Source organism: Halomonas colorata (genome assembly GCF_014897985.1).
GTDB lineage: Bacteria > Pseudomonadota > Gammaproteobacteria > Pseudomonadales > Halomonadaceae > Vreelandella > Vreelandella colorata.
The window spans coordinates 18128-29977 of sequence record NZ_JABUZA010000051.1 but is presented as its reverse complement, the minus strand read 5'-3'; the positions used below and the strand labels follow the sequence as shown (position 1 = coordinate 29977).

Below are 11850 nucleotides of genomic sequence, written 5' to 3'. Positions count from 1 at the left end.
ACGGGGACGGCTCATGGATCCTCCTAGGTACCTTTAGTATAAGGCCTAGAGGTGTCTACGAAACCCGGGGCGATTCAGTTATAAGACAAAGATACCAACAAAATTTTTATGACATAATACTCATAATGGAGAATTCAAACCAAGAAAATAAGAGAGACAAAAAAGATTATCGTATCGAGCAATTAAACTGGGTAATGGCACATGACTATCAAATTACTGAAAAAGAAGGAATTTCATTAATTACTTACCCTCAAGGTTGTGTCTACCGCGGCATAACCGAAAACTTACTGACTACTCATAAAATCCCTTACAAAACCGCTTACACCAGCACAAGCTTATTGGGGCTTTTATCCGCAGTCGAAGCAGGACTTGGCATTACCGTGATGGCAGGCTCCATGGTTCCGAGCAGATTAAGAGCCACCTCGACAACCTCTATGCTTCCTCAGCTCGGCACTGTTTGCATTGGCTTATACTATAAACAAACTGAAATAAGTGCTGCTGCGCAAAGAGTTGTAGAGTTTCTACGTTCAGGTATAGAAAATTTAGAAAAAATTGAATCATGAATCCAGGATGAAAGAAGGGGGAATTCAAACTCCCCCTTTCTTACCGATCAACTTATTTGATGATGTTGTGCTCTGGGCCATAGGGGAAGCCGGTAATATTGTCCGCGCCGCTCTCTTTCACTACCAGGATATCGTGTTCGCGATAGCCGCCAGCACCCGCCTGACCTTCCGGCACCATGATCATAGGTTCCATGGAAACCACCATGCCCGGCTCAAGCACCGTATCGATATCTTCGCGTAACTCGAGGCCCGCCTCACGCCCATAATAGTGGCTTAACGTGCCGAAGGAGTGGCCGTAACCGAAAGTGCGGAACTTGAGTAGGTCATGCCGGGCGAAGATCTCATTGAGCTCGTGGGCAATATCACTGCAGCGGGCGCCCGGCTTGATTAGCTCCTGACCGCGGCGATGTACCTCGCAATTCACTTCCCATAACCGTAGATGCTCGTCGGAAGCGTAATCGCAGAACAGGGTACGTTCGAGCGCCGTGTAATAGCCAGAGATCATCGAGAAAGTGTTCAGGCTCAGAATATCGCCGGATTGCACCTTGCGGCTGGTCACTGGGTTGTGAGCGCCATCGGTATTGATGCCGGACTGAAACCATACCCACGTATCCATCAGCTCGCTATTAGGGTAAGTCTTGGCAATTTCTCGCACCATTGCTTGTTGGCCCGCTAGAGTCACTTCGTATTCCGGCACACCAGCAACGATAGCGTTGCGCACCGCCACGCCACCTACGTCGGCCACTCGAGCGCCTTGGCGGATCAGTGCGATTTCTTCTGCAGACTTGATCATTCGCATTTGCATGGTAGGCACGCCGATATCGGTGAACTCCACGTTGCCCAGTGCATCTTTCAGTTTCCGCTGATTCTGCAGAGTCAGGTGATCATACTCCACTCCGATACGCTGCTTACCCTCACAAAGCTGCTTGATAGCTTTAAAGAAATTATCCTTTTGCCAATCGGTATAGACGATATTGTCGCCCAGCCGATTACGACGATAGGGCTGACCTCCATCGATATTAGCGGTGACAGTTGTAAATTTTTCTTGGGTTATCACCAAGCCATAGTCACGACCAAACTTACAATAAACAAAGTCACTATAATAATTAATGTTATGGTAAGAAGTTAAAATCACGGCATCGAGGTTATTCTTTGCCATATATTTTCTCAACTTCTCTAGGCGCCCGCGCATTTCAACGTCGGAAAAAGTCGGAATAACTTTTTCGCCGTTAGGAATTTCGATCAATGAAGGAAGTTGCATAATTTTTTATTCCTCGTTAGCCCAAGATTTACTTTATTTTTCATAGCTTTAAATTATCTATAGCCATGACCTGCGGTTACCCGTTGGTAAATCGACTATGATCGCGAATGCCGCAAACGGCCAATGACTAGTACAAATATCAAGATTGATAAAAGAAATAGCTTTTTATATTTTTTCCAGTCCTCCTCACATTGAACATTTAACGTCATTCACAAGAGGGTATTCACCACTTCTGAATTGGAGGCCATGTTGATTTTTTGCATCGCTCGTTTCGAGCTAATTTCGCTTACCAGGACAGGAAGCGACCTGTTTTTTGAGTTTCTAGGTGTAGGGTCACGGAGTGTAATGGTTTATGGTATGAACCCTTGTCCGTGGAGGACCCATGGCTCAAGTACTTCATTAACGCGCCACGACCACGCACGCTATCCGAGAAGACATACAGCGATTGACGAATTAGGTCGCGGCGTTGAGCCGACGCTATGGCATTAACCCCAAAACCGTACGCAAGTGGCGCAGCCGGGCGTCTGTCGAGGACGAAAGAATGAGGCCAAAGGCACCCCGCACATCCTCCCTAACGAAGGTAGAAGAGGCGGCGACCGTCACTTTTCGCCGGTCCACCCGCCTGCCGCTGGATGACTGCCTGTTTGCGCTTTAGCGTTTTATCCCGCACCTGAGCCGCTCCAGCCTGCATCGTCTTTACCAGCGCCACGACATCAGTCAGCTGCCACGCAAGACCGAGCCCCGGGCGAAAGGACAGGCGTTCAGGACATATCCCATCGGCTATCTGCATCTCGATATATGTGAAGTCCGCCCCGGCGAAGGCCGGGCCTACCTGTTCGTGGCCGTCGATCGCACCTCGAAGTTCGTCCATACCAGGCTTTACCAGACGGCCAACCGCGACCAGGCCGCCGCGTTCCTTGAAGATACCGTGCAACTGCTGCCTTACCGGGTACATACGTGTGCTGACTGACAACAGCGTGCAGTTCGCCAAACGACGCGGTACTGAAGCTTACAAGCATCATCGATTCGATGTGGTCTGCCGTGAATGCGGAATCGAGCATCACCTGACCCGCCCTTCCAGCCGTGGACCAACGGTCAGGTGGAGCGGATAAATCGAACCCTCAAGGATGCCACCACCCACAGCTTCTATTACGCCACGCTGGACGAGCTTGCCGCTCACCTGAAGAACTACCTGTGGGCCTACAACAGTGCCCGGGCGCTACGCTCCTTGTAGGCAGAACACCGATCGGATTTATACTCGAAAGATGGCAGGATGAACCAAGCAGATTCTATCATGATCCAGACTACTACTTCCCGAGACCATACACCTCGCAAACATCAATGGCGGCGTTATTATTGACTTGATGGCATTTGGCTTTTTGGGATGCCCTGCAGGCTGGCCGCGATGTTCATCTTTGCGACCGTTTTTTTACGGAACTATACCGTACTGTTGGCTTCACTCACTGTATACGGCACCAGCACATTGGCATATATCGTTATGAGTCTCGCTAGCAAGCAGCCTCGTTTTGACTTAGCAACGGAAAGGGAACTCGGGAACGCGTAGGCAATTATGATCAATATGCCAGCAGCGTCTACGATAGCGACTACGAACATGGATTTGTACACCAAGCAATCAGTTAGTACGCCGCTTTCTTAAATCATGACAAGGAGCCTTGCTAGCGCCTTCATGCACGTGAAGAGAATCGTGAACTGGTATAACAAAGGATATAATCCGTATCTCATCCTAGTTGAAACAGGCGGGCTCAGTTAAGTTTATGTCGAATTAGCTATATAACGTCTCGTTTCCTTATTGAGATATAGGCCCTCTTATCGGATATAACCACCTCAGTGACAACCTTCTTGCCCTTGGCAAATAGGGCTCTTTGTTTATAATTCGGACTCGGCTCATGCTCCTATTACTGTCTCAATGGCTAACTTTGATCACTCAATCACCTCTCCGCACCGGCTCGGGCTATATCCTGGCAGCCCTTGCACAGCTTGTTGAAAAGCGTCGCCGCTCAGCACATTCAGAAATGCCTGTAACTTAAGTTCTTTCAGGGAGCGGTGGTAGCAGGCCAGCAGCGAACGCGTGCCTACAATGCCTGGTGGTTTACGAAACGTACGGCCCTATTAATAAGCGATTCTACGCCGGTGATGCCTAGCGGGTTGCCCGGCGCGACCATTAGCCCCTGGGTTCTGGCGATAAAGCCAATCACCCGGTGCTCGCAAGGCTTTAAAAGGCCTTGGTACGTATCGCGAATGCGCTCGCTCACAGCACCACGCGGCAGGTGAAAGCCCGCCACATCGCAACTGCCTCGATTGAGCGCTGCCAATGACTCCTGCGGGCTATAGTACTGTAAATCCAGCGGTATTTCTTGCAGATGCTTAGGGAGTAGTTTAACGGCAAAGCCTAGACTGGCATGTAGACGCAAAACCGATAGCGCCCCCTGCTGCTGCTGTTGAATGGCGAGATTGAGTTCAGACCCCAGGCTTTCCAACTGTGGCCCCAACGGGCGATGGCGCGCTGCTCGGCCCACAGCAGCTTTTCGCCCAGTAGCGCAAGCGGCGCCCCCGCCCACGCTGCAACTCGACCAGCGGCCCGCCAAAAAATTAGCCGCTGTGGCGCAATAAGTTCTATGCGTGCCGGTATGAGACACCCCCATCCGCTGCCGCATGCGTTAATTTACCTCGCCAATACACCGCCACAGAGTAGGTGAAGTAACTGTAAATCCAACTGATTACCTGCCTCTTCACACAAGCATCTCGTGGGAATTTTGGTGATTTGCTTAATTGGTATAATTTTTCATATTTTTCTGCTGCCAGCTTAATGCTAGCGTGGCATAGACCGTGGTGCACGCCTTTTTAACAGCCAAACCAAATAAGCATGAGCGTGCATATATATAAAAACAATCAGCACCAGGAGAGACATGATGAATAAGTCTCAAGAATGGTCGTTGCAGTCGATCCAGACTGAGATCAACGCACTTCATCACAAACCAGGCGCTTTGTTGCCGATTCTTCATGCCCTCCAGGACCGCTTTGGCTTTATTCCTCCAGATGCCGTCCCTCTTATCGCCGAGTCGCTGCAGCAAACTCGCGCAGAAGTGCACGGTGTTATCAGCTTCTATCACCATTTTCGGACCACGCCACCGGGCCGTAACGTGGTGCAAATCTGCCGCGCAGAAGCGTGCCAGGCGGTGGGCGCACGCCAGCTCGAAAGCCATGCCAAGGCGCGTTTGGGGGTCGATTACCATCAGACCACCAGCGACCAGGAAATTACGCTTGAGGCGGTGTACTGCTTAGGCAACTGTGCCTGCGGGCCGTCCATCCGTGTTAACGACAGCGTACGCGGGCGAGTCACGCCTGAGGCCTTCGACGCACTGGTGGATGAGCTGCAAACCCGCCCTCTGGAGGTAATGGGATGAGCATTCGCGTTTTTGTACCCCGTGATACCACGGCACTGGCACTGGGCGCCGATGCCGTCGCTAACCGGCTGGCAAGAGAAGCCACCGCCCGTGGCGAATCAATCACCCTGGTGCGTAATGGCTCGCGTGGGCTTTCTTGGCTTGAACCGCTGGTCGAGGTGGAAACACCGACCGGCCGCTTCGCCTATGGCCCGGTGACGCCTAACGATGTATCCGCCCTACTTGAAAGCGGCCTGCTACAAGGTAGCGTTACCCATTCACTTGCGCTTGGGCCAACAGAAGAGATCGACTACCTCGCCCGTCAGCAGCGCCTGACCTTTGCGCGTATCGGCATCACTGATCCGCTATCGATCGATGACTACCGCGCCCACACTGGTTTTTGCGGCCTTGAAGCTGCGCTTACGCGCGAGCCACAAGATATCGTCGAGGAAGTGAAAGCCTCGGGCCTGCGTGGGCGCGGCGGCGCGGCGTTCCCTACCGGCATCAAGTGGCAGACGGTGCTCGACACGCCAGCCGATCAAAAATACATCGTCTGCAACGCCGACGAAGGCGACTCCGGCACCTTTGCCGACCGATTGGTAATGGAGTGCGACCCCTACATGCTGATCGAAGGTATGGCAATTGCCGGGCTCGCAGTAAAAGCGACCCAAGGCTATATCTATCTGCGCTCAGAATACCCACTCGCCAAGGAGATTCTTGACGAGGCCATCGCCCGCGCCGAGCAAGCCGGTTATCTAGGTGATAACTTGCTGGGCAGCGGCCGCGCCTTTCATCTAGAAGTGCGCCTGGGTGCCGGCGCGTATATCTGTGGGGAAGAGACCTCCTTGCTTGAAAGCCTGGAGGGTAAACGCGGCCTGGTACGCTTCAAGCCGCCATTGCCCGCCATTGAAGGGCTATTTGGCCGCCCGACGGTAGTCAACAACGTGCTTTCGCTGGCCGCCGTGCCGTTTATTCTTGCTGAAGGCGCCGAGGCCTATGCTACCCACGGCATGGGGCGCTCGCGAGGTACGCTAGCACTTCAGCTAGCGGGCAACGTTCAGCGCGGCGGATTGGTGGAACTGGCTTTTGGTACCACTCTGCGCACCCTGATGGAGGAGTTCGGCGGCGGCACGCTAAGCGGCAAACCGCTGCGTGCCGTGCAGGTGGGTGGCCCCTTAGGCGCCTACCTGCCAGAATCTCAGTGGGATTTGCCGCTGGACTATGAAGCCTTTGCCGCGGAAAGCGCCGTGCTGGGCCACGGCGGCGTGGTGATGTTTGACGAGAGCGTAGACATGGCCGAACAGGCGCGCTTCTCGATGGAGTTCTGTAAGGTGGAATCCTGCGGCAAGTGTACGCCTTGCCGTATCGGTTCGACCCGTGGTGTGGAAGTGATTGACCGCATCCGCACCGACCATAACCGCGAGGCTAACCTCGCCCTGCTCCATGACCTCTGCGAAACGATGGTGGATGGCTCGCTCTGCGCCATGGGCGGCATGACCCCCTTCCCGGTGCAAAGCGCGCTCAAATACTTCCCTGACGATTTTCAGCGGGCAGCGAACGGAGACAGATCATGATCGGACACTTTGATCCTAAACAGTACGCCAGAAACACCGCTCACGATAAAGATCTGGGCACGCCCTTCCCGGTTCAGTCGCTTGGCACCGCACTGGTAAACCTGGAAATCGACGGCATTACCATCAGCGTGCCGGAAGGCACCTCGGTGCTGCGCGCCGCGGCATTGGCGGATATCAATATTCCCAAGCTGTGCGCCACCGACAGTCTAGAGCCGTTTGGCTCCTGTCGGCTGTGCGCCGTGCAGGTAGAGGGACGCCGCGGTATGCCAGCCTCCTGTACGACGCCCGTGGCTGAAGGTATGAAGGTGACCACCCAGAACGAGCGGCTGGCCAAACTGCGCCGCAACGTGATGGAGCTTTACATCTCCGACCACCCGCTGGACTGCTTGACCTGCCCTACCAACGGCGATTGCGAGCTGCAGGACATGGCGGGTAGCGTGGGGCTTCGCGAAGTGCGCTATGGGTTCGAGGGCGAGAACCACCTTGAATCCGTCAAAGACGAATCCAACCCCTACTTCAGCTTCGATCCCAGCAAGTGCATCGTTTGCTCGCGCTGCGTACGCGCCTGTGAAGAAGTACAGGGTACCTTTGCGCTGACCATCGACGGCCGTGGGTTTGACTCCAAGGTATCGGCAGGGCAAGACGAGGCATTCATGGACTCGGACTGCGTTTCCTGCGGCGCCTGCGTACAGGCCTGCCCAACCGCCACGCTGATGGAAAACAGCGTGATCGATCACGGCGTACCTGATCGCAGCGTAGTTACCACCTGTGCCTATTGCGGCGTGGGCTGCTCGTTTGAAGCCCAGATGAAGGGCGATAAGCTGGTGCGCATGGTGCCCTACAAGGGAGGTGATGCTAACCACGGCCACTCCTGCGTGAAGGGGCGCTTTGCGTTCGGCTACGCATCGCACCCGGACCGCCTGACCACCCCCATGATCCGCGAGAGCATCGACCAGCCCTGGCGCGAGGCCAGTTGGGAAGAGGCCATTGGCTTTGCCGCCAGCCGCTTGAAAGCGATTCAGGCCGAGCATGGCCGCGAGAGCATCGGGGGTATTACCTCGTCGCGCTGTACCAACGAAGAGACCTACCTAGTACAGAAGCTAATTCGCGCGGCGTTTGGCAACAACAACACTGATACCTGCGCACGGGTCTGTCACTCCCCCACCGGCTATGGCCTGAAGACCACGCTGGGCGAATCGGCGGGCACCCAGACCTTTGACTCGGTGATGAAGTCTGACGCGATTATCGTCATTGGCGCTAATCCCACCGACGCCCACCCAGTGTTTGGCTCGCTGATGCGCAAACGCTTGCGCCAAGGTGCGAAGCTGATCGTCGCCGATCCACGCTATATCGACCTGCTCAAAACCCCGCACTTGGGCGAGGCCCAGCATCTGCCGCTGCGCCCGGGCACCAACGTGGCGCTGGTCAACGCGCTGGGCCACGTGGTCATCACTGAAGGGCTTGAGGACAAAGCGTTCGTGACCAAGCGTTGCGACACTGAGGCCTACCAGAGCTGGCGCGAGTTTATTGCCGACCCACGCCACTCCCCCGAAGCCAGCGAGGCCATTACCGGAGTGCCTGCTGAAGCCGTGCGCCAGGCAGCGCGTACCTACGCCACCGCCGGCAACGGCGCTATCTACTACGGCCTGGGTGTAACCGAGCACAGCCAGGGCTCCACTATGGTGATGGGGATCGCCAACCTGGCCATGGCTACCGGTAATATCGGCCGCGAAGGCGTGGGTGTGAACCCGCTGCGTGGCCAGAATAACGTGCAAGGTTCGTGCGACATGGGCTCTTTCCCTCACGAACTGCCGGGCTACCAGCACGTGGCCGACCCAATTGCCCGAGGCCGTTTTGAAGCCGTATGGGGCGTTAAACTCGACGATGAGCCGGGGCTGCGCATTCCTAACATGTTCGATGCTGCCATTGAAGGCACCTTCAAGGCGCTCTACGTGCAGGGCGAGGATATCGCCCAGTCTGACCCCAACACTCAGCACGTTGAAGCGGCGCTGCGCTCGTTGGACTGCCTGATCGTTCAGGATATCTTCTTGAACGAGACGGCCAAGTTCGCCCATGTGCTGCTGCCAGGTTCAAGCTTCCTAGAAAAAAATGGCACCTTTACCAATGCCGAGCGGCGTATCAACCGGGTGCGCAAGGTTATGCCGCCAGTGGCTGGCAAGCAGGATTGGGAAATTACTCAGGACCTGGCTAATGCGCTGGGCTATCCCATGAACTACGTCCATCCGTCCGAGATTATGGATGAGATCGCGAGTCTAACGCCGAGCTTTACCGGGGTAAGCTACGAAAAACTTGAAGAGTACGGCAGTCTACAGTGGCCGTGTAATGCCGAGCATCCAGAGGGAATGCCGACCATGCACGAGTTCAACTTCCCCATCGGCCTGGGACGCTTTGCGATTACCGAGTACGTGGCTACCGAGGAGCGCACCAATCGTCGTTTCCCGCTGCTGTTGACCACCGGGCGAATACTCAGCCAATACAACGTAGGTGCCCAAACCCGACGCACCGACAACCAGCACTGGCACAACGAAGATGTTCTGGAACTACACCCTTCTGACGCCGAGGTACGTGGCGTACGCGACGGCGACTGGCTGGGGATTACCAGTCGCTCGGGCCAAACGGTGCTGCGCGCACGGCTGAGCGAGCGCATGCAGCCGGGCGTGGTTTACACTACCTTCCATCATCCCGGCAGCGGCGCCAACGTTATCACTACCGATAACTCAGACTGGGCCACCAACTGTCCGGAATATAAGGTGACCGCCGTACAGGTAGAAAGAGTCAGCCAACCCTCCGCCTGGCAACAGCGTTTTAACGCCTTTGATCAGGCCCAGCGTGGTTATCTGGCGAAGGCACAACAGGAGGCGCCATGAGCGCAGACCGCCAAGGCGGCACGCCATCCCAACCGGCTGCCGCTCTGGCGCGCCAGCCGGTTGAGGTGCGTAAGAGCGCGACTGGCTGGTTCGCCGATATTCAGGAAGACACCCTGGCCCAGGAAGTGCCGGTGGCACTGGTTTATAACGACATTTCCCATGCAGTGATGATGGCAAGCCCCACCGATCTTGAAGATTTGGCCCTGGGGTTTAGCCTTACTGAGGGCATTCTGGCTCATCCCCACGAATGCTATGACCTGGAGCTTCGTGAGGAGGCCCAGGGTCTGGCAGTTTACCTGACTATCGCCAGCCAGCGGCTGGCAGAACTTAAGCAGCGTCGGCGTAGCCTGACCGGACGCACCGGCTGCGGGCTATGCGGCACCGAAGCGCTGGAGCATGCTATTCGGCCTATTCCCGCCGTAACTGCGCCGCATCTCGATGACGCGGCCATTCAGCAGGCTCTGGGGGAGCTTGCCGATCACCAGCCGTTAAAGGCGGCGACAGGCGCCGTACACGGTGCTGCCTGGTGTGATTTACATGGACGCATTCAGCGGGTGCGCGAGGATGTGGGCCGTCATAACGCCTTAGATAAACTGATCGGCTCGCTTGCCCGCGATGCAACGACGTTTGCTGAAGGCTTTGTGCTGGTTTCCAGCCGTGCCAGCTATGAAATGGTGCACAAGTGCGCTAGTGCAGGGATTGGCGCGCTAGTCGCCGTTTCTGCCGCAACGGCCCTGGCGGTAGAGCAGGCGCGTACGTCGGGCCTCCTGCTGGCGGGTTTTGCTCGCCCCGGCCGCCATTTGATCTACCACCGCCCTGTAGCGGCCGCTATGGCTCAATATTAAGGAGACACGCGATGTCGACAAACAATGATGCGAACCTGATTCACATGATTAATCAGATCGCCGCCAACCTAGGCGGTGGTCGCGATGAGGAAGCCGCTGCCACCGCTACGTGCCGCCACCTGGAAACTTTCTGGGCGCGGCCCATGAAGCATCGCCTCGTTGCCAATCTCGAACTTGAGGGCGTCGAATTTTCCCCCCTGGCGCGGCGTGCTGCCACGCTGCTGGCGACCCGGCTTTTAGAACGGCAAAGTATCACGCGTTAGAAAGTGATCGTGTTAGAGCGTAATAAGGCTTGCCGCGCGGCAAGCCTTTTTTGCATCCGCACATCTTTATTTTACGTTTGAGCACTTCTCACTCATCTTCAGCATGCGCGCTGAGGATCGTTTTATTGGGTAAGCCAACTACTTATTGAGTTATTTTTCCTACTGTTCATCAGTCGCCAAATGACTGCTATCAAATTGACTTTTATCAACATTCTCATTATTTACGCTGATCTTTTGACCAATACAGCGTTAAAACACAGTATAAATTTAAATTCATAACCTAGGTTAAGGATATAAAGAATTACAACCTTCACTGTAACGGCGTGGTGGCCAGGGATGGCCCGTTTGGCAAGACGCCAACCACCCTTTTTTGGCTGCCATGACCTTTTACCGCCTGGTCATGGCAGCCTTTTTGTTTATGTCGCGTCAATAGCTTGCGGGCGTCTTTCGTCCAGCATCCCTTTATCCAGAATGAACCGGATAATTTCCTCAAGCCCCACGCCGTCATACAGATTGGTAAACACGAATGGCCGTTCGCCGCGCATTTTTTTTGAGTCGCGCTCCATGATCTCAAGCGACGCGTGAACCTGCTCGGCAATATCAATCTTGTTGATAATCAGCAGATCCGATTTAGTAATTCCCGGTCCGCCTTTACGGGGGATTTTATCGCCCGCCGAGACGTCGATTACATAAAGGGTTAAATCGGAAAGCTCGGGGCTAAACGTCGCCGAAAGATTATCGCCCCCCGACTCCACCAACACGAGCTCAAGCTTGGGGTGGCGCGCCTGTAGCTCATCAATGGCCGCCAAATTCATCGAGGCGTCTTCACGAATGGCCGTATGCGGGCAGCCGCCTGTTTCTACGCCCAGAATACGGTCAGCCGCCAGGGCATCGTGCTTGAGCAGAAAGTCAGCGTCTTCGCGGGTATAAATATCGTTCGTCACCACCGCGATATCGTAATAGTCGCGCAGCGCCAGACAGAGCTGCTTGAGTAGCGCCGTTTTACCCGAACCAACGGGGCCGCCCACACCAATACGTAAACAGTGAGTCAT

At 55.1% G+C, this 11850-nt stretch carries 9 protein-coding genes and 1 pseudogene; 7 read left to right on the top strand and 3 right to left on the bottom strand.

Annotation, left to right across the window (positions count from 1 at the left end):
• On the top strand, nt 1-563 hold a 563-nt coding region (locus INT33_RS18490), incomplete at its 5' end, for a LysR substrate-binding domain-containing protein (RefSeq protein WP_264298946.1).
• 52 nt (nt 564-615) lie between these two features.
• On the opposite strand, the gene INT33_RS18485 is transcribed toward INT33_RS18490, so the two are convergent.
• Nucleotides 616-1824, bottom strand: a complete 1209-nt coding sequence (locus INT33_RS18485; protein ID WP_193092674.1) for a M24 family metallopeptidase — start codon at nt 1822-1824, stop codon at nt 616-618.
• 424 nt (nt 1825-2248) lie between these two features.
• Between INT33_RS18485 and INT33_RS18480 the strand changes: the two are divergent.
• Nucleotides 2249-3189, top strand: a pseudogene (locus INT33_RS18480) (IS481 family transposase).
• Between the two features lie 728 nt (nt 3190-3917).
• Here INT33_RS18480 and INT33_RS21475 read toward each other — a convergent pair.
• Nucleotides 3918-4361 (bottom strand): substrate-binding domain-containing protein, encoded by a 444-nt coding sequence (locus INT33_RS21475; protein ID WP_319643941.1) that lies wholly within the window; start codon nt 4359-4361, stop codon nt 3918-3920.
• Nucleotides 4362-4754: 393 nt separating this feature from the next.
• On the opposite strand from INT33_RS21475, the gene INT33_RS18470 reads away from it, so the two are divergent.
• Genes INT33_RS18470 through INT33_RS18450 form a run of 5 tightly spaced genes read left to right on the top strand, consistent with a single transcriptional unit; the run spans nt 4755 to nt 10798 of the window.
• Nucleotides 4755-5249 carry a formate dehydrogenase subunit gamma gene (locus tag INT33_RS18470; protein ID WP_193092673.1) on the top strand — a complete coding sequence of 165 codons (495 nt, stop codon included), beginning with the start codon at nt 4755-4757 and terminating at the stop codon, nt 5247-5249.
• Nucleotides 5246-6802 (top strand): formate dehydrogenase beta subunit, encoded by a 1557-nt coding sequence (locus tag INT33_RS18465; protein ID WP_193092672.1) that lies wholly within the window; start codon nt 5246-5248, stop codon nt 6800-6802. Before INT33_RS18470 ends, INT33_RS18465 begins: the two co-directional genes overlap by 4 nt.
• Nucleotides 6799-9690 (top strand): formate dehydrogenase subunit alpha, encoded by a 2892-nt coding sequence (gene fdhF, locus INT33_RS18460; RefSeq protein WP_193092671.1) that lies wholly within the window; start codon nt 6799-6801, stop codon nt 9688-9690. The genes INT33_RS18465 and fdhF overlap by 4 nt, the downstream gene beginning before the upstream one ends.
• Entirely contained in the window at nt 9687-10535 is an 849-nt protein-coding gene (gene fdhD, locus INT33_RS18455) for a formate dehydrogenase accessory sulfurtransferase FdhD (protein ID WP_193092670.1), read from the top strand. The genes fdhF and fdhD overlap by 4 nt, the downstream gene beginning before the upstream one ends.
• A gap of 11 nt (nt 10536-10546) precedes the next feature.
• Nucleotides 10547-10798: a formate dehydrogenase subunit delta gene (locus tag INT33_RS18450; RefSeq protein WP_193092669.1), complete on the top strand. Its 252-nt coding sequence runs from the start codon at nt 10547-10549 to the stop codon at nt 10796-10798.
• Between the two features lie 416 nt (nt 10799-11214).
• Here the strand turns inward: INT33_RS18450 and ureG are convergent, their stop codons facing one another.
• Nucleotides 11215-11850 (bottom strand): urease accessory protein UreG, encoded by a 636-nt coding sequence (gene ureG / locus INT33_RS18445; RefSeq protein ID WP_193092668.1) that lies wholly within the window; start codon nt 11848-11850, stop codon nt 11215-11217.

What these genes read in the sequence shown, in the direction of transcription:
- INT33_RS18485 (WP_193092674.1), bottom strand. Translation starts at nt 1,824, where the DNA reads ATGCAACTTCCTTCATTGATCGAAATTCCTAACGGCGAAAAAGTTATT.
- INT33_RS18470 (WP_193092673.1), top strand. Translation starts at nt 4,755, where the DNA reads ATGAATAAGTCTCAAGAATGGTCGTTGCAGTCGATCCAGACTGAGATC.
- INT33_RS18465 (WP_193092672.1), top strand. Translation starts at nt 5,246, where the DNA reads ATGAGCATTCGCGTTTTTGTACCCCGTGATACCACGGCACTGGCACTG.
- fdhF (WP_193092671.1), top strand. Translation starts at nt 6,799, where the DNA reads ATGATCGGACACTTTGATCCTAAACAGTACGCCAGAAACACCGCTCAC.
- fdhD (WP_193092670.1), top strand. Translation starts at nt 9,687, where the DNA reads ATGAGCGCAGACCGCCAAGGCGGCACGCCATCCCAACCGGCTGCCGCT.
- INT33_RS18450 (WP_193092669.1), top strand. Translation starts at nt 10,547, where the DNA reads ATGTCGACAAACAATGATGCGAACCTGATTCACATGATTAATCAGATC.
- ureG (WP_193092668.1), bottom strand. Translation starts at nt 11,850, where the DNA reads ATGACTCACTGTTTACGTATTGGTGTGGGCGGCCCCGTTGGTTCGGGT.